This is a genomic window from Streptomyces sp. bgisy027 (assembly GCF_057710365.1).
The window spans coordinates 206721-223822 of the sequence record NZ_JBYIVZ010000004.1; the positions used below are offsets into that span (position 1 = coordinate 206721).

Below are 17102 nucleotides of genomic sequence, written 5' to 3' on the forward strand. Positions count from 1 at the left end.
TCCGCGACAGGCCGATGTGGACTGCGCCACGTTGCGCGTCCTCCGGTTTCGCCGTACCACACCCACCCCAAACAGGGCATGTTTTTCCGGACATTGACCGACGAATAGCCGGGCGACCGAGTGCGGTACAACGATCGGCCAGCCTACCGCGCGCGGTACGACAACAGGATCACGGGGAGGGTGGACGGTCACGCCGTGCGATCGGCCGGTGCCCGCCCGTCGCCCTGCCGCCGTCGCTCAACGAGGCGCCGGGCGCGGTCCCGACTGCCCGGTGAGCAGGAAGGCGACACTGCGCTCGCGCTCCGTCCAGGCCCGGGTGTCGAGTTCGACGGACTGGAGAAGGGAGCACTCGACCTCGTAGCCGTGTTCGGAGAGGCCGCGGCCGATGAGTTCGGCGTCGTCGCGGGTCGCGGCGTGCGTGACGATGCGCTGCGGGCGCCGGTCGGCGACGGCCGACACCACGGCCGCTCCCCCGCCCCCGACGCGGACGACGTCCGGCTCGGGAAGGTTCTCCAGGACGTGCGGGGCGGTGCCGTGGACGATCTGGAGCTGGACCCCGAACGCGCGTGCGTTGGCCTCGGTGCGCGTGCACGCCTGCGGGTCGCGGTCGACGGCGATGACGGCGGCGCCGGCCCGGGCGGCCTCGGTGGCGAAGGCGCCGCTGGCGCAGCCGATGTCCCACACGAGGTCGCCGACGCGCGGGCCGAGGCGGGCGAGTTGGGCGGCGCGCAGCGGTTCGAGTTCGCTCTCGCTCATGAGTCCGCCGTAGGACTCGGCGGGCAGTGTCCAACCGCGCGGTCCGGTGCTGGGGTCGCGGCCGGCGATCCACTCCCCGGCCTCCGCGGTACCGGCGTGGCCGCCGATGACGATGACGACGTTCGGGTCGCGCCAGGTGTGGTCGGCGGCCTTGTCGGAGGTGACGACGGTGACCTGTTCCCGCTCGGTGCCCAGTTCCTCGCAGATCACGAAGGTGCGGTGGACGCCCTCCAGGAGCAGGCCGAGTTCGGCGGGGCCGGCGCCCGGTGAGGTGAGGACAGCGACCTTGGTGTGGGCGCGGCACACATTCACCGCGCGTCGCAGGGTGCGCCGGTGTGCGACGACCACTTGTGCGTCGTCCCAGGGCATACCGGCGCGGGCGAAGGCGGCGGCGACCGAGGAGACGGCGGGGACGACCTCGACCTCCAGGCCGAACTCGGGCGCGCGCAGGGTCCGTACGACGCCGAAGAAGGCGGGGTCGCCGTCGGCCAGCACGACCGCGGTGCCGCGGTGGCCCGCGATGCGGCGGGCGGCGAGGGAGACACTGCCGAGGCGGATGCGCTCGGCGTCGGGCGGCACCTCGGGGAGCGCCAGGTGGTGGGCGGCACCGGCCACCAGCGTGGCGGCGCCGAGGGCTGAGCGGGCCGCGGCCGTCAGGGGCGAGCCGTCCCAGCCGATCACCGTGACGCGGTCGGCCATCGTCGTCAGTCTCCAGGGTTTGCGCAGGTCGTTGCAGGGCAGCCCGAGGGGCAGGCTCCGTGAGGGTACCTGGTCAGCGGCTCGGCACCGACCCTGCCGACGGGTTCGTTTTTCGTCAGTTCCACTCGCCGAACGACGTGAAGCCGCCGCTGTCGGCCAGTTGCTCACCGGCGCCGTCGAGGTCCTCCGGCAGGAGGCTCCACACGATGAAGTCGGTGCGTACGTCGGCCCAGGTGCCGTCGTCCGTGCGGACGTGCGCTATGCACGCGTTGCGCAGGACTCCCTCGCTGATGCAGCCGATCTTCTGGGCGACCTGCTGGGAGGCGGTGTTGTCGGCGGCCGTGCGCAGCTCGATGCGCTCGAACTTCTGGTCGGTGAACAGCCATTGGGCTGTGGCGAGCGCGGCCTCGGAGGCGTAGCCCTCGCCACGGGCCCAGGGGGCGACGATGTACGACAGCTCGGTGGCGCGCACATGCCAGTTCGTCTTCGTCAGCTGGACGACGCCGACCAGGCGCTGGGTGAGGAACTCGGTGACGGCGAGGTCGAGTCCGCGGCCGGACTCGCGCTCCGTCGGGGCGTACTCGGCGATCCAGGTGCGGGCGCCCTCCTCGGTGAAGGGCTGCCCGACGTCGGTCCATGCGCCGACCTGTTCGTCGTTCATCATCTCGGCCAGCGCGGGCACGTCGTCCTCGTCAAGGGGGCGCAGCACCAACCGCTCCGTGCTGATGGAGATGTAGGGGAAGGTGCTAGTCATGCGACGCTCCGTAACCTTCGACGAACGTTCAAGGCTGCTGAACTGCCCAGCATGCAGCATGAAAGCACTGAACCGCACCACGGGGTCCACACCGGGTGAAGGAGTGGACCCCGTGCGTGGCGATACGCGTCATACGCACCGTCAGATAACGCTTGACCTCTTAGAACGCGGCGACGACCGCACCGTCGTACTTGTCCTCGATGAACTTCTTCACCTCGGGCGAGGTCAGCAGCTTCGCGAGCTTCTTGACGCGCGGGTCGTCCTCGTTGCCCTTCTTCACGGCGAGGAAGTTGCCGTACGGGTTGTCCTTGGCCGACTCGGCGGCGATGGCGTCCGCGGCGGGGCTGAGGTCCGCCTCCAGCGCGTAGTTGCCGTTGATGACGGCGGCGTCGACGTCGCTGAGGGAGCGCGGCAGCTGGGCCGCCTCAAGCTCCTTGAACTGGAGGTCCTTCGGGTTGGAGGCGATGTCCTTCGGGGTCGCCTCGTAGCCGACGCCTGCCTTGAGCTCGATGACACCGTTGGCCTCGAGCAGCTTCAGCGCGCGGGCCTCGTTGGTGGTGTCGTTCGGCAGGGCGACGGTGGCGCCCTTCTTCAGGTCCGTCAGCTTCTTGACGCCCTGGGAGTACACGCCGAGCGGCTCCAGGTGCACCGTGGCGTTCGGCACGGCGACGATGTCGGTGCCGTTCTTCTTGTTGAAGTCGTCCAGGTACGGCTGGTGCTGGAAGTAGTTGGCGTCGACCTCACCCTGCTGGACGGCCGTGTTCGGCGTCACGTAGTCGGTGAACTCCTTGACCTCGAGTTCGAGGCCGGCCTTCTTCGCGAGGTTGTCCTTGACGTAGGTGAGGATCTCGCCCTGCGGGGTGGGCGTGGCGGCGACCTTCAGCGGGGCGCTCGCGTCGGAGCCGGAGTCCTTGTCCGAGCCGCAGGCGGCGAGCCCGAGGGTGAGGGCTCCGGCGGCGAGGACGGCAGCGGTGATCTTGGCGGTGTTACGCACGAAAAGTGCCTTTCCATATGGGTGGTGCGACCCCGTGGTGGTGTTACGGGGAGATCTGGGAGGGGCTCAGACGGTCTTGCTCGTGGCCGTCGAGGCCTTCAGCAGCCGCAGCTTCGGCGCCGGGCCCGACCGGCCGCCGCGGCGGTGCAGGGAGCGGGCCGCGTAGTCGCCGGCGGACTGGATGAGGGAGATGACGACGGCGAGGATCGCGACCGTGATCCACATCAGCTCGGTCTCGAAGCGCTGGAAGCCGTAGCGGATGGCGATGTCGCCGAGGCCGCCCGCGCCGACCGTGCCGGCCATGGCGGAGTAGCCGATGAGGGCGACGATCGTGGTCGTGGTGCTCGCGATGACCGACGGCAGGGACTCGGGCACGAGGACCTTGCGCACGACGGTCCAGGTGTTGCCGCCCATCGACTGGACGGCCTCCACGAGCCCGCCGTCCACTTCGCGGACATTCGTCTCGACAAGCCGCGCGAAGAACGGGATCGCGCCGATCGCGAGCGGCACGATGGCGGCCTCGCGGCCGATGGTCGTCCCGGTGACCCAGCGCGTGAAGCTCATCAGCGCGACCATCAGGATGATGAACGGCATCGACCGGGCGACGTTCACGATCTGCCCGATGACCTTGTTGGCGAGGACGTTCTGGAGCAGGCCGCCCCGGTCGGTGAGGACCAGCAGGATGCCGAGCGGGAGACCGCCGACGACGGCGATGAGGGTGGACCAGCCGACCATGTAGAGGGTGTCCCAACACGCCTGCTCCAGCAGGGGCTGCATCTCGGACCAGGTCACAGCCGGGCACCTTCCTTCAGCAGAACGGGCTCCTGGCCCAGTACGTCGATCTGCAGGCCCTGTTCGCGCAGGAAGCCGATCGGCACGACGTTGTCCTCGTAGCGGCCGGGCAGTTCGATGCGCATCCGGCCGACCTGGAGGCCGCCGACGGTGTCGATGGCGGCGCCGAGGATCGAGATGTCGATGTTGTAGGTCCGCGAGAGCTGGGAGATGACCGGCTGGGTGGCGGCCTCGCCGTGGAAGGTGACGTCGACGACGGTCCGGTCGTCCGCGGAGGCCTCGCCGGCGACCGGGAAGAGCGCCGAGGCCAGCTCGGAGCCGGGCGTCGCGAGCAGCTCGCCGACGGTGCCGGACTCGACTATGCGGCCGCTCTCCATCAGCGCGGCCGAGTCGCAGATCGACTTCACGACATCCATCTCGTGGGTGATGAGCAGGACGGTCAGGCCCAGCTGCCGGTTCAGGTCGCGCAGCAGATGGAGGATGGAGCGGGTGGTCTCCGGGTCGAGGGCGCTGGTGGCCTCGTCGGAGAGCAGCACCTCGGGGTCGCCGGCGAGGGCGCGGGCGATGCCGACGCGCTGCTTCTGGCCGCCGGAGAGCTGGGCGGGGTAGGACTTGGCCTTGTCGGCGAGCCCGACGAGGTCGAGCAGTTCGAGCGCCTTGCGGGAGCGCTCCTTGCCCGACTTGCCGAGGATCTCCAGCGGAAGCTCGACGTTGTCCTGGACGGTCCGGGAGGACAGCAGGTTGAAGTGCTGGAAGACCATGCCGATACGGCTGCGCGCCCGGCGGAGTTCCTTGCCGGCGCGGGGGCCGCGTCCGGCGAGGGCGGTGAGGTCCTGTCCGGCGACGGTCACGGTGCCGGAGGTGGGGCGCTCCAGCAGGTTGACGCAGCGGATGAGCGAGGACTTGCCGGCCCCGGACTGGCCGATGACGCCGTACACCTCGCCTTCGCGGACGTGCAGGTCGACGCCGTCGAGGGCGGTGACCTCGCGGCCGCGTGAGCGATAGACCTTGGTCAGGCCTGATGTCGTGATCACAGGGGGTTCCGTCACTGTCGAGTACGCGGGCGTGGGTGTGCCCTGGTACGGGAGGGAAGTCATGCGCGGGCAACTCGGTCTCGTACGGCGTCAGGCGTACGGACGTGCCAAGGCGGCTCGCTTCGGGGCGCGAGGCTCAGGGAGTGGTGCGGGGGCCCTCTAGAAGGCGCACATTCGGCGCATGGGACACATACAACGAGCACCGGGCGTCATGGTCGCCTCGGTCGCAGAGGTGCGGCAGCTCGTCGTGGTCATGCGATCAGTAAATCAGACGTATTGCGTGGGCCAAGAACCGCTGTCCGCATTGCGGACAGCGGTGGACAGTGCTCAGTCGCGGACGGAGATCTCCACTCCCCCGTCGCTGACCAGCGCCGACAGGGCGGAGAGGTCCATGACCACGAGATCGGCGTCGAGCTCGTGGGCCTGGTGGGTTGTGGTCAACGCCACGGTGGTCATCCCGGCGGCGCGACCGGCCGCGAGACCGGCGGGGGCGTCCTCGAAGACGACGCAGTCGGCCGGGTCGACGCCCAGTTCGCGGGCGGCGAGGAGGTAGGGCTCGGGGTCGGGCTTGCCGCGGGTGATGTCGTCGGCGGTGATCATCGTCTTGGGGAGGATGCCGACGGCGTCGAGCCGGGCCTCGGCGAGACGGCGGGTGGCGGAGGTGACGACGGCCCAGCGGTCGGCAGGCAGCGAGTCGAGGAATGCCCTGGTGCCGGGCAGCAGTTGTACGCCGTCGTTCGGCACGTCCTCGACCTCCATCGCCTCGATGCGGGCGAGGGCCTGCGGTACGACGTCGGCGGGCAGCAGTTCGGCGACTATCTCGACGGCCGGACGTCCGTGCAGCTCGACCTTGCCGAACTCCTCCGTGATCCCGTACTCCCCGGCCCACCGCGCCCAGCAGCGGTCCACGGAGGCGAGGGAGGAGACGAGTGTGCCGTCGTTGTCGAAAAGGAGGGCATGTGCACGGATCTTCATGCCCCCGACCCTACGGTGCCGTCCGGGGGCGGCCGCATCAGGTCTTTTGGGCCGTAATAGGCTCGCCGCATGTTTGATGCCCTGACGCTGGTGACCGGGGTCGCCGCGCTGTTGCTCGCCGCCTGGTGCGGCTGGGCGGCCTACCGCGACCAGCCCACCAAGGACTGGCACTTCATCGGGATGGCCGTGGTGACGCTGCTGGCCCTGGTGCAGTTGGTGGTCGGGATCGTGCATCTGGCACGGGGCGAGAAGCCGGAGCAGGGCACGACGATCTTCGTGGCGTATCTGCTGGGCTCGTTCGCGTGCGTGCCGGCCGCGGGCTTCATGTCGCTGGCCGAGCGGTCCAAGTGGGGTTCGGTGACGGTCGCCGCCGGCGGTGTGGTGCTGGCCGTGCTCGAGGTACGGCTCTATGACATCTGGGGAGGCTGAGGTGGCCGTGACCGAGGACAGGCCGACGCGGCTGATCAGCGGGCCCGGGGTGCTGCTGGTGTGGCTGTACGGCGTGATGGTCGTCGGGGCCGTGTCGCGGTCGGCGTACCAGATCGCGACGGAGTTCGACCGGGCGCCGCTCGCCTATGCGCTGTCGGCGGTGGCGGGGGTCGTGTACGGGTTCATCACATACACGCTCGTCAGGGGTGGAGAGAAAGCCCGCAGGGCGGCGCGGGTCTGCTGCGCGGCCGAATTGGCGGGCGTGCTGGCCGTGGGCACGTGGACCCTGGTCGAGCCGTCGGCGTTCCCCGACGCGACCGTGTGGTCGGACTTCGGCATGGGGTACTTGTTCATTCCGGTGCTCCTGCCGGTGTCCGCGCTGTACTGGCTGCGGAAGCGTGCGTCTCAAGGGGAAGCCGCCTGAGGCTGTCAGGCGGCCGCGGCTCGTTCGTGGTTGCTCGCGCAGATCCCCGCGCCCCTGAGAAGCAGGGCGTTGCCGTCACGCCGTGGTCGCGTACGCCCCCGCCGCCTTCTCCAGGACGATCATCGGGACCCCGTCGGCTCCCTTCGAGGTGCCCACCGTCTCGTAGCCGACCTTGCGGTACAGGCGGAGGTTGCCCTCGCTGCGGTGGCCCGCCTCGAGGCGGAACCTCTTGGCGCCGCGCTGCTCGGTCAGGGCCGCCTCCGCCGCGCGCAGCAGCCTGGCACCGATGCCGTGGCCCTGGAGGCGGGGGTGGACGCAGAGCTTGCCGATCGCTGCGGCGCCGTCCGCGGTGACGCTGCCGCGCACCGAGCCGACCACCTCTTCGCCGAGCCGTGCCACGAAGACGCAGTCCCCGGCCACCTCGGCCCGGACCGAGTCCAGGGTTTGGACGAGCGGGTCGATGCGGTAGTTGCCGTACAGCGCCGCTTCGCTCTGGAAGCACAGGTACTGCAGCCTGAAGATCTGCTCCGCGTCCTGCTCGGTCGCCGCAGAGATGGTCACGCTCATGCCCATGTGCGCACGCCTCCCGCTCACCTGATCGCCTGTTGTCCCCCACTCCTATCCCCGCGCACTGCGGGCCGCAACCTCCGGCGTGAGCAATCGGCGCAGACATCCCAGGCATCTGGAACGTTCCGGGCCGAGACTGCCCTGTGAGATACCCAACTCCCCCGCGATTTCCCGGTATGTCAGGTCGTTCGGGGAGAGCAGGGCCTCGACGAGACGCGGGCACCGGCCGGGCAGCCGGCGGACCGCGTCGCGCAGGGCCCGGCGGCGGGCGGCGGCCAGGGCGAGGTGCTCGGGGTCATGGCGTTCGCTGTCGGCGGCGGGCTCGTTCTCGTACGGCCGCTCGCGCCTCGTCGTACGGCGGCTGCGGCGGGCCTCGATGCGCACGGCGCTGCGCAGCCAGCGGTGCGGGTCGGCGGGCGGGCCGTCGGAGTCGAGGCGTTCCAGGAGGCGGAGCCAGACCGCCTGTTCCAGGTCGCCCGGCTCCGCTCCGGAGGCGGGTGCCTCGGCACGGGCCTCCGCGAGGAGCAGCGGGCGCAGGGCGGTAACCAGGTCGTCCCTCATGTCCGGCACGACGCGGCCGCCCGGGCGGAGGTTGCCCGGGCGGCCGGCGGTCACCCCGATCGGGGCAGGAGGCTCAGCCGTTGACGAAGTCCTCGCGGGCCAGCAGGCCGGTGTCGGGGTTGTCGGTGAACACGCCGTCGATGCCGGTCGCGAAGTAGGTCCGGTAGGCGCCGAAGACGTCGCCGTAGGCGTCCGCGTCGGTGCCCTTGCGGAAGTTCGCGGGGAGGAAGGGGTTCTCGTTGCGCATCGTGTAGGGGTGCAGGATAAGCCCGACCTTGTGCGCGTCCGTCACCAGCGTGGTGGGCGTGGTGAGGTTGCCGGCCGCGTCCTTCGGGATGACCAGGTCCAGGGTGGGGCCGATGCCCTGGGCGTAGGAGGCGATCTCCCTGAGGCCGGCCGGCTTGACGAGGTCGGCGACGGTGCGCGGGTCGCCCGTCTCGACGAAGTCCCAGGGGCGGGAGGCCGCGCCGGAGAGCAGGACCACCAGCGGGTTGTCGACCAGCTTGTTCAGGCGCTGGATGCTGGTCGGCTCGAAGGACTGCAGGATGACCGGCGAGTTCCGCCTGTCGCGGCCGTACTTGTGCAGCACCTTGGCGACCCGCTCCTCCAGGGCGAGGCCCTGCTTGCGGAAGTAGGTGGGGTGCTTGAGCTCGGGGTAGATCCAGACCTGCTTGCCGCGCTTGCGGGTCTGCTCGTCCTGCCAGCGCAGGACCTCCTCGAAGGTGGGGATCGCCCAGCGGCCGTTGTAGAGGGTGTTGTGCGGGCGGTTGGCCGGGATGCGCTCGGTCGCGCGCAGGGTCTTCAGCTCGGCGAGCGTGAAGTCCTCGGTGAACCAGCCGGTGACGGCGACGCCGTCGAGGGACTTCGTCTTCTTGCGGTCGGCGAACTCGGGGTGGTCCGCGACGTCGGTCGTGCCGCCGATCTCCGGCTCGTGCCGGCAGACGAGATGGCCGTCCTTGGTGGGCACCAGGTCGCCCGCCTCGACGATGTCCGCGCCCATGTCGAGGGCCAGCTGATAGGAGCCGAGGGTGTGCTCGGGCCGGTAGCCGCTGGCGCCCCGGTGGCCGATGATCGTCGGCTTCGGCAGGCTCTTCACTCCGCCGCCACCGCCTCCGTGCCGGGCCTCCGCGGCCTTCGCCGTACCGGACAGCCCGAGGACCGCACTGCCCGCGCCGAGCACGGCCGCGCCGAGAAGCATCCGCCGTCCGGTTACCGCCGTCTGCTCGTTCTCCTGGGTTCCCATGAGCGCCCTTCCTGCCTTCTCCTCGTCGATGCGGGCCGATCGTAGGTGCGCGTCCATGACAGGGGGGAGACCCGGGGCGTAAGTCGCGGGGGACTCCGGATGTCGTATGGGAAAGGCGAGGTGACGGCGCGTCGGATTCGGCGCGGACCCGCGGGGCACCCGCAGGGAGTGCCCGTGAGCGATGTCCGTCACACGTTGCGCCCGTATTACGGAGGGTCGGCGGCAGGTCACCGCAGGTAAAAGCGCGTCAACGGCGAGTAAGACCTCGGTGAAGTCGGCCCACCCGATGTGCGGTACCCCCTGGACCGCGAGTATCGTCCTCACCTGCACAGACATATACGAATCCCTTGACACCGGAGGGCCCGTTGTCCCGCTTCGCGCTCATCAAGGCAGTGCTCGGACCGATCATGCGCCTGATGTTCCGCCCCCAGGTGGAGGGCGCTGAGCACATTCCGGGCGACGGCCCGGTCATCCTGGCCGGAAACCACCTCACCTTCATCGACTCGATGATCCTTCCGCTGGTCTGCGACCGTCAGGTGCTGTTCATCGGCAAGGACGAGTACGTCACCGGCAAGGGCCTCAAGGGCCGCCTGATGGCCTGGTTCTTCACCGGCGTCGGCATGATCCCGGTGGACCGGGACGGCGGCCGGGGCGGTGTGGCGGCGCTGATGACGGGGCGCCGGATCCTGGAGGAGGGCAAGGTCTTCGGCATCTATCCCGAGGGCACGCGCTCACCCGACGGGCGGCTCTACCGGGGCCGTACCGGTATCGCCCGGCTGACGCTGATGACCGGCGCGCCGGTGGTGCCCTTCGCCATGATCGGCACGGACAAGATCCAGCCGGGCGGTGCGGGCATGCCGCGGCCGCGCAAGGTCACGGTGCGGTTCGGCGAGGCCATGGAGTTCTCCCGGTACGAGGGCATGGACCGGGACCGGTACGTGCTGCGGGCGGTGACCGACTCCGTGATGGCGGAGGTCATGCGGCTGTCGGGGCAGGAGTACGTGGACATGTACGCGAGCAAGGCCAAAGAGGCGGCGTAGCTCCGCCGGTTCGGCCGCGGGGTTCGTGGGGCTTCCGGCCGTCGGTCGCCTGCAGGGCTGTCGTGGCTTGTCGCGCCCATGCGGCGCAGCCGCACATCGTTACAGCCCCGCGCCCCTGTGGGGCGCTGCTACGGCGGGCCACTCTTCTGGCGGCCCGCCGTTCGTGCGTTTTGCTACGACGCGGTGTTCTCCAGGCGCTGGCCCCGCAGGAGGAACCAGGCCGCCACCGCTGCCGCCAGCAGGACTGCCGCGCCCGCGCCCGCCGCGATGGCCAGGCCGTCCACGAATGAGCTCCGGGCCGCGTCCAGCATCGCCTCGGACGTCTGGGCCGGCATGCCCGCCGCCGCCTCCACCGCGCCGCCGAGGGACTCGTGGGCACCGGCCGGGGTGCCCGCCGGGCCGGTGAAGTCCCGGTAGACGCCGGTCACGATCGAGCCGAGCACCGCGATGCCGAGCGCCGCGCCCAGCTCGTACGCCGTCTCCGACACCGCGGATGCCGCGCCCGCCTGCTCCTTCGGTACGGAGGAGAGGATCACGTCGGACGTCACCGTGAAGGAGAAGCCCGCGCCGATGCCGACGACCAGGAGGGCGGTGCCGAGCAGCGGATAGCCCGTCGAGCGGTCGATCACGGTGAGCACGGCCAGGGCGAGGCCGATCGCCGCGAGACCGCCGGAGACCACGGCCCGTACCGAGAAGCGGCGGGCCACACGGCCGGCGATCAGACCGGCCACGACGGCCCCGATCGCGGCCGGCAGTTCGGCGAGGCCCGCCTCCAACGGCCCCCTGCCCTGCACGAGTTGCAGGAACTGGGAGAGGAAGAAGACCAGGCCGGACAGGCCGAGGATGGTCAGCAGGTCGGCCAGGACCGCGCCGCTGAAGCCGCGCCTGCAGAACAGCCGCATGTCCAGCAGCGGGGCCGGCAGGGTGAGCTGGCGGCGTACGAAGCCGTACAGCGCGGCCGCGCCCAGCAGGCCCGCGGCCAGCGTGACCGGGGTGAAGCCGTGGGTGGCCGCCTCCTTGACGGCGTACACGACGGCGATCATGCCGACGAGCGACAGGGCGACGCTGATCGGGTCCCAGGGTCCGGGGCTCGGGTTGCGGGACTCGGGCAGCAGCTTGATGCCGACGAGGACCAGGACCACCATCACCGGCAGGTTGATCAGGAAGACCGAGCCCCACCAGAAGTGTTCGAGCAGGAAGCCGCCGACGATCGGGCCGACGGCCGTACCGGCGGAGGCGGTCGCGCCCCAGATGCCGATGGCGAGGCTGCGCTCGCGCGGGTCGTGGAAGAGGTTGCGGATCAGGGCGAGGGTCGCCGGCATCAGGGTCGCGCCCGCGACACCGAGCAGGGCCCGGGCGACGATCAGCATCTCCGGGGTCGTCGCATAGGCGTTGAGCACGGATATCGCGCCGAACGCCGTGGCGCCGACGAGCAGGATCCGCTTACGGCCGATGCGGTCGCCGAGGCTGCCCATGGAGACGAGCAGGCCGGCGATCACGAAGGAGTAGACGTCGCCTATCCACAGGAGCTGGGTGCCGGAGGGCTTGAGGTCCTCGCTGATGTAGGGAGTCGCAAGGCCGAGGACGGTCGCGTCGACGGCCACCAGCAGCACGGCGAGCACGAGGACGGACAGCGCCAGCCAGCGGCCGGGGCGCTTCGTCACCGCCTCGGTCGGGTTCGCCGTCTGCACGGTGCTGGTCATGATTCCTCTCTCGGTTGTGCGGGGTGACGCAGTGCGCCGCCGAGCAGCAGCTCGACGATCATGTGCGTGAAGTCGTTGCGGGCGACGCGGCCCTCGGCGACCGCCCAGGCTCCGGAGCCGAGCAGGCCGTAGAGCGCCTCGGTGAGCCAGACCGCGCTCAGGTCGATGCGGAACTCGCCGCTCTGCTGGCCGCGCCGGAAGAGCTCGGCGATGCGTTCGTCGATGCGCGCCCAGCCCGCGTTCTGCTCCTCGCCCTCGAAGAGCTGGTTCTCCGTGTAGAGGAAGGCGAGCAGTCCGGCCGAGGGTTCGATCTCGCGGACCAGCCGGTGCACGGCGTCCCGCGCCGGTCCCTCGTCCGGGCGGGCCGCGTCCAGCGCGGCCTCGCACTCGGCGATGCCGAGCGACTCCAGGGCCCGCACCAGCGCGTCCCGTCCGGCGAAGTGCCGGTGCAGGGTGGCGCGGCTGATCCCGGCGGCCTTGGCGACCTCGTCCATGGTCGCGGTGGCTTTGCGGGTCAGCAGAGCTGCGGCGGTGCGCAGCACGTGATCACGATCGACGGCCATGAGACAAGAGTAGCGCATGTGAGACATTGATGTCTCACTCTGGGCGTGCGTGACTCATAACTGCTGATCAACGGATCTGCGTCAGTGCCAGGGCAACTGCCCGCGCCGCTCCCAGTAGGCGCCCGGCTCCTCGACCAGCGCGGCGAGCCGCTCCAGCTGGGCCTCGTCGAGGTCCACGGCGGCGGCGTGCAGGTTGGACACGAGCTGCACGGTCGTCGCGGCACCGGAGAGGACCACGCCGGCCCAGGGCTCGCGCAGGACCAGGGCGAGCGCGACGGCGTCGCAGCCCAGGGAGACCTCGCGCGCCACGGCCTGCAGCGCGTCCGGCGCGTAGGGATCGGCGAGCCGTCCGTTGGCCATGCCCTCCTTGACGATCACAGTGAGCCCGGCGTCGTGCGCCTCGGCGAGCGCGGGGCCGGCCGAGGTCTCCAGGGCGTTGTACGTCGACTGGACGGTACGGAAGAGGGGCTCGCCGTCGACCGTCACCGCGAGGGCGGCGCGGATGGCGTCGGCCTGGGCGGGGCCGCTGGTGGAGAAGCCGACAGTGAGGCCGCCGGCCGCCGCTTCGGCCAGCCTGGCGTGGAGGTCCTTGTCGGTGAGGGCGGGGCTGTCCGGGGTCACCGAGTGGATCTGGTAGAGGTCGAGGCGGTCGCCGAGGAGTTCTTCGGACTCGGCGCGCTGACGTTCGTAGGTCCGGAGGCTGTGGTCCTTGACCTCGTGCCGGTCGGCGTCGGTCGTCCAGTCCGCGGTGTAGGTGTAGCCCCACTTGCTGCCCACGACGATGTCGTCGAACGCGGGGCGGGCGCTCAGCCAGTCGGCGAGGAACTCCTCCGAGCGGCCGTAGGAGCGGGCGACGTCGAAGTAGCGGACGCCCTGGGCGTAGGCGGCGTCGAGGAGTTCATGGGTGCGGGTGCGCAGCGATTCGACGCTGCGGTTGTCTCCGAGATCCTGGTCCCGGCCGAGGTTGATGTAGCCGGGACGGCCGACCGCGGCGAGGCCGAGCCCGATGTGGCAGGTCGGGGTGGTTGCTGTCGCCAGTCGGGCGAAGGGCATCGCGGGCTCCCGTTCGGTCGGCTCCGGTACCGGATTCCGATCAACGTACCCCGCGACGGCCTTCGCAATCGGAGCGCGGTCCGCGTGGCGGTTCGGCGAGTGCGGGCTCGCCGTGGCTTGTCACGCCCACCTGCGTGGCGGTTCGGTGAATGCGGGCTCGCCGTGGCTCGTCACGCCCACGCGGCGGGGCCGCACATCGGCACGGCCCCGCGCCCCTTGGAGAGCGTCGCCCTCAGCCCTGCCGCTTGGCCGCCGCCCACGCGTGCTGGGCCGCCACGTCCTGCTTCACCTCGGCCAGCTGGACCGCCACCGCGCTCGGTGCCGTGCCGCCGCGGCCGTTCCTGGCGGCCAGGGCACCCGGCACGTTGAGCACCGTGCGCACCTCCGGCGTCAGGTGGGCGGAGATCTTCGCGAACTGCTCGTCCGTCAGGCCGTCCAGTTCCTTGCCCTCGGCCTCAGCGACCTTCACGCACTCGCCGGCGACCTCGTGGGCGACACGGAAGGGGACGCCCTGCTTGACCAGCCACTCGGCGATGTCGGTGGCGAGGGAGAAGCCGGCCGGGGCCAGTTCCTCCATGCGCTCACGGTTGACGGTGAGGGTCGCCATCATGCCGGTGAAGGCGGGGAGCAGGACCTCCAGCTGGTCGCAGGAGTCGAAGACCGGCTCCTTGTCCTCCTGGAGGTCGCGGTTGTAGGCGAGGGGCAGTGCCTTGAGCGTGGCCATGAGGCCCGTCAGGTTGCCGATCAGCCGGCCGGACTTGCCGCGCGCCAGCTCCGCGATGTCCGGGTTCTTCTTCTGCGGCATGATCGACGAGCCCGTGGAGAACGCGTCGTGCAGGGTCACGAAGGAGAACTCCTTCGTGTTCCAGATGATGACCTCCTCGGCGATCCGGGAGAGGTTCACGCCGATCATCGCGGTGATGAAGGCGAACTCGGCGACGAAGTCACGGGAGGCCGTGCCGTCGATCGAGTTGGCGGCCGACCCGTGCTCGAAGCCGAGGTCCTTCGCGACCGCCTCCGGGTCGAGACCGAGGGAGGAGCCCGCGAGGGCACCCGAGCCGTACGGCGAGACGGCTGTGCGCTCGTCCCACTGGCGCAGCCGCTCGGCGTCCCGGGACAGCGACTGCACGTGCGCGAGGACGTGGTGGGCGAAGAGCACCGGCTGGGCGTGCTGGAGGTGGGTGCGGCCGGGCATGGCCACGTCCGGGTGGGCCTCCGCGAGGCCGACGAGTGCGTCCTGGAGGTCGGCGATCAGGCCGCCGACGATGCGGGCGTGGTCCCGGAGGTACATCCGGAAGAGGGTCGCTACCTGGTCGTTGCGGGACCGGCCCGCGCGCAGCTTGCCGCCCAGGTCCGGGCCGAGGCGCTCCAGCAGGCCCCGCTCCAGGGCGGTGTGGACGTCCTCGTCGGCGATCGTGCCGACGAATTCGCCCGAGGCCACGTCCGCTTCGAGCCGGTCGAGGCCCTCGATCATCCGGGTCAGCTCGTCCTGGGTGAGGAGCCCCGCCTTGTGCAGCACGCGCGCGTGGGCGCGGGAACCGGCGATGTCGTACGGCGCCAGCCGCCAGTCGAAGTGGACGGACGCGGACAGCTTGGCCAGGGCCTCGGCGGGACCGTCGGCGAAACGGCCGCCCCAGAGCCGTACGTCACCGCTGTTGCTGCTCACTCGCTGCGCTCCTAGGGGAGGTCTGGGTGTGGCACCGCCTCCCCGTGGCGTGAAACGGGGAGGCGGTCGTCAGGCTAGTGCGCACTCAGCACGCTCACCATGCATTGACCTGCATGAGTATGCAGAGCGCTGCATGATTCGTCAATCTGAGTCGGGTGCGGCGGAAATTCCGGTGCGCCCTTTGAACGCGAGAAACCGCTTACCCGTACTTCTCGCCGGACGCAGGCGCCGCGTTCGCAACCGACGACACCCCCGAACCCGAGTGAGGCATCCGCATGTCCAGGGCTCTTCCGAAGTACAACAAGCGTCGCGTCGCGTTCATCGGCGGCGCCGCCGCGGTGGCGCTGTCCGGCACGGTGATCGCCGGGTTCGCCCTCGCCGGGGAGACGTCCCGGGACGGTGGTACGAACGCCCGCACGCTCGCCGGACCCGGCACCGTCTCGTGTCCGGACGTCAGGTCGAAGCTCCCCGCCGTTCCCGCGACCGCGCAGGCCGAGGTCGACCGCAACCTCGCACTGCTCGACACCCAGATCCAGGAGGCCAACAAGCGACTGGTCGACACCGTCGGACAGGGCGGGCCGAACTTCGTCCAGAACGCCATCCTCGGCCCCCTCAAGGACAAGCGAGTGGCGACGGTCAACCGCATGGCGACGGCCATCGGCCGCACGGCCGCCAGACCGCAGGGCCTGGAGGCGCTGGCACCGTGCACGCTCAGCACGGGCGGGAACGCAACCGCGGCGACCCCGAAGGCGACGCCGACCAAGCAGGCCGGCGGAAACACCGGGAACACCGGGAACACCGGGAACACCGGCAGCAGCGGGAACGCAGGCAACTCGGGCAACACCAACGCCGTCGGCACCGTCTCGTGTCCGGACGTCAGGTCGAAGCTCCCCGCCGTTCCCGCGACCGCGCAGGCCGAGGTCGACCGCAACCTCGCACTGCTCGACACCCAGATCCAGGAAGCCGACAAGCGACTGGTCGACACCGTCGGACAGGGCGGGCCGAACTTCGTCCAGAACGCCATCCTCGGCCCCCTCAAGGACAAGCGAGTGGCGACGATCGACCGCATCGCCATCTCCATCGGCCGTACGGCGGCGAAGCCCCAGGGCCTGAACTCCCTGGCCGCCTGCACGCTCACCAAGTGACGTGACAGGCGCCGTGGCCGCCCCGCTGAACGCCGGCCGGGGCGGCCACGGACGACTCGACCGGACCCGGAATTCCTTAGACAGACGAACGACCCCCGTCCATACTCGGTGAATGTGGGAAAAACTTACGAACGCATAGACGGCCGGCTGCGCACGTTCATCGAGGAGCAGCCGCTCTTCTTCACCGCGACCGCCCCGCTGTCCGCCGACGGCACGGTCAATCTCTCCCCCAAGGGCCTCAAGGGCTCGTTCGTGATCCTCGACGAACTCACGCTGGCCTACCTCGACTTCGCCGGCTCCAACGCCGAGACCATCGCGCATCTGCGGGAGAACGGCCGCATCACCCTCATGTGGTGCGCCTTCCAGGGACCCCCCAACATCGTGCGGGTGCACGGCCGGGGCGAGGCGGTCTTCCGCGACGACCCCCGGTTCAAGGAACTGCTCGGGCATTTCCCCGACATCGACCCGTCGCTGCACGGCCTGCGCGCGATCATCCTGGTGCGGGCCGAGCACATCCGCGACTCCTGCGGGTACGCGGTCCCCCTGATGACGTACGACGAGGACCGCGACCTGCACGGCAAGCGGTTCGCGCGGGAGGACGACGAGTCCCTCAGCGCGTACTTCGCCAAGAAGGACTACATCGCGACCAGCCTGGATGGCCTACCCGGCGTGCCGTTGCCGCTGCCTCCGTCTAGCTTCTGAGC

18 protein-coding genes are annotated in these 17102 nt (G+C 70.4%); 5 read left to right on the forward strand and 13 right to left on the reverse strand.

Annotated elements, in window-relative coordinates:
- Positions 1 to 237: 237 nt before the first annotated feature.
- The 6 genes from cbiE to AC3ETA_RS06160 form a co-directional block, all read right to left on the reverse strand.
- The gene (gene cbiE, locus AC3ETA_RS06135; protein WP_432191768.1) at positions 238 to 1455 is read right to left on the reverse strand and encodes a precorrin-6y C5,15-methyltransferase (decarboxylating) subunit CbiE; all 1218 of its coding nucleotides are present in this window, start codon (positions 1453 to 1455) and stop codon (positions 238 to 240) included.
- Between the two features lie 115 nt (positions 1456 to 1570).
- Positions 1571 to 2209: a GNAT family N-acetyltransferase gene (locus AC3ETA_RS06140; protein ID WP_432191769.1), complete on the reverse strand. Its 639-nt coding sequence runs from the start codon at positions 2207 to 2209 to the stop codon at positions 1571 to 1573.
- Between the two features lie 160 nt (positions 2210 to 2369).
- Positions 2370 to 3203, reverse strand: coding sequence for a MetQ/NlpA family ABC transporter substrate-binding protein (locus AC3ETA_RS06145; RefSeq protein ID WP_432191770.1), 834 nt, complete (start codon positions 3201 to 3203; stop codon positions 2370 to 2372).
- A 66-nt stretch (positions 3204 to 3269) separates the two neighbouring features.
- The gene (locus tag AC3ETA_RS06150; RefSeq protein WP_432191771.1) at positions 3270 to 3995 is read right to left on the reverse strand and encodes a methionine ABC transporter permease; all 726 of its coding nucleotides are present in this window, start codon (positions 3993 to 3995) and stop codon (positions 3270 to 3272) included.
- Positions 3992 to 5029 carry a methionine ABC transporter ATP-binding protein gene (locus tag AC3ETA_RS06155; RefSeq protein WP_432191772.1) on the reverse strand — a complete coding sequence of 346 codons (1038 nt, stop codon included), beginning with the start codon at positions 5027 to 5029 and terminating at the stop codon, positions 3992 to 3994. Before AC3ETA_RS06155 ends, AC3ETA_RS06150 begins: the two co-directional genes overlap by 4 nt.
- Positions 5030 to 5356: 327 nt before the next feature.
- Complete coding sequence (locus AC3ETA_RS06160) at positions 5357 to 6004, reverse strand: HAD family hydrolase (protein WP_432191773.1); 648 nt, start codon at positions 6002 to 6004, stop codon at positions 5357 to 5359.
- 69 nt (positions 6005 to 6073) lie between these two features.
- Between AC3ETA_RS06160 and AC3ETA_RS06165 the strand changes: the two genes are divergently transcribed.
- The gene (locus AC3ETA_RS06165; protein ID WP_432191774.1) at positions 6074 to 6433 is read left to right on the forward strand and encodes a hypothetical protein; all 360 of its coding nucleotides are present in this window, start codon (positions 6074 to 6076) and stop codon (positions 6431 to 6433) included.
- Positions 6414 to 6857: a hypothetical protein gene (locus AC3ETA_RS06170; RefSeq protein WP_432191775.1), complete on the forward strand. Its 444-nt coding sequence runs from the start codon at positions 6414 to 6416 to the stop codon at positions 6855 to 6857. The genes AC3ETA_RS06165 and AC3ETA_RS06170 overlap by 20 nt, the downstream gene beginning before the upstream one ends.
- Before the next feature lie 75 nt (positions 6858 to 6932).
- Here the strand turns inward: AC3ETA_RS06170 and AC3ETA_RS06175 are convergent, their stop codons facing one another.
- The 3 genes from AC3ETA_RS06175 to AC3ETA_RS06185 all read right to left on the reverse strand — a co-directional run bounded on the left by AC3ETA_RS06175 (position 6933) and on the right by AC3ETA_RS06185 (position 9228).
- A complete protein-coding gene (locus tag AC3ETA_RS06175; protein ID WP_432191776.1) occupies positions 6933 to 7430 on the reverse strand; it encodes a GNAT family N-acetyltransferase in 498 nt (165 codons plus the stop codon).
- Between the two features lie 45 nt (positions 7431 to 7475).
- Complete coding sequence (locus AC3ETA_RS06180) at positions 7476 to 7985, reverse strand: sigma-70 family RNA polymerase sigma factor (protein ID WP_432191777.1); 510 nt, start codon at positions 7983 to 7985, stop codon at positions 7476 to 7478.
- A 73-nt stretch (positions 7986 to 8058) separates the two neighbouring features.
- Entirely contained in the window at positions 8059 to 9228 is a 1170-nt protein-coding gene (locus AC3ETA_RS06185; protein WP_432191778.1) for a glycerophosphodiester phosphodiesterase, read from the reverse strand.
- A 365-nt stretch (positions 9229 to 9593) separates the two neighbouring features.
- Between AC3ETA_RS06185 and AC3ETA_RS06190 the strand changes: the two genes are divergently transcribed.
- Positions 9594 to 10268: a lysophospholipid acyltransferase family protein gene (locus AC3ETA_RS06190; RefSeq protein ID WP_274237642.1), complete on the forward strand. Its 675-nt coding sequence runs from the start codon at positions 9594 to 9596 to the stop codon at positions 10266 to 10268.
- 173 nt (positions 10269 to 10441) lie between these two features.
- Here AC3ETA_RS06190 and AC3ETA_RS06195 read toward each other — a convergent pair whose 3' ends face one another.
- The 4 genes from AC3ETA_RS06195 to argH form a co-directional block, all read right to left on the reverse strand.
- Positions 10442 to 11971 (reverse strand): MFS transporter, encoded by a 1530-nt coding sequence (locus tag AC3ETA_RS06195; protein ID WP_432191779.1) that lies wholly within the window; start codon positions 11969 to 11971, stop codon positions 10442 to 10444.
- Positions 11968 to 12534, reverse strand: a complete 567-nt coding sequence (locus tag AC3ETA_RS06200; RefSeq protein WP_432191780.1) for a TetR/AcrR family transcriptional regulator — start codon at positions 12532 to 12534, stop codon at positions 11968 to 11970. The genes AC3ETA_RS06195 and AC3ETA_RS06200 overlap by 4 nt, the downstream gene beginning before the upstream one ends.
- Before the next feature lie 81 nt (positions 12535 to 12615).
- A complete protein-coding gene (locus AC3ETA_RS06205) occupies positions 12616 to 13587 on the reverse strand; it encodes an aldo/keto reductase (RefSeq protein WP_432191781.1) in 972 nt (323 codons plus the stop codon).
- Between the two features lie 232 nt (positions 13588 to 13819).
- On the reverse strand, positions 13820 to 15253 hold the full coding sequence (gene argH / locus AC3ETA_RS06210; protein WP_432191782.1) for an argininosuccinate lyase: 1434 nt from the start codon (positions 15251 to 15253) through the stop codon (positions 13820 to 13822).
- A gap of 275 nt (positions 15254 to 15528) precedes the next feature.
- Between argH and AC3ETA_RS06215 the strand changes: the two genes are divergently transcribed.
- Together AC3ETA_RS06215 and AC3ETA_RS06220 are read left to right on the forward strand one after the other, a co-directional pair.
- On the forward strand, positions 15529 to 16398 hold the full coding sequence (locus tag AC3ETA_RS06215) for a hypothetical protein (RefSeq protein WP_432191783.1): 870 nt from the start codon (positions 15529 to 15531) through the stop codon (positions 16396 to 16398).
- A 114-nt stretch (positions 16399 to 16512) separates the two neighbouring features.
- A complete protein-coding gene (locus AC3ETA_RS06220; protein ID WP_432191784.1) occupies positions 16513 to 17100 on the forward strand; it encodes a pyridoxamine 5'-phosphate oxidase family protein in 588 nt (195 codons plus the stop codon).
- Positions 17101 to 17102 lie beyond the last annotated feature (2 nt).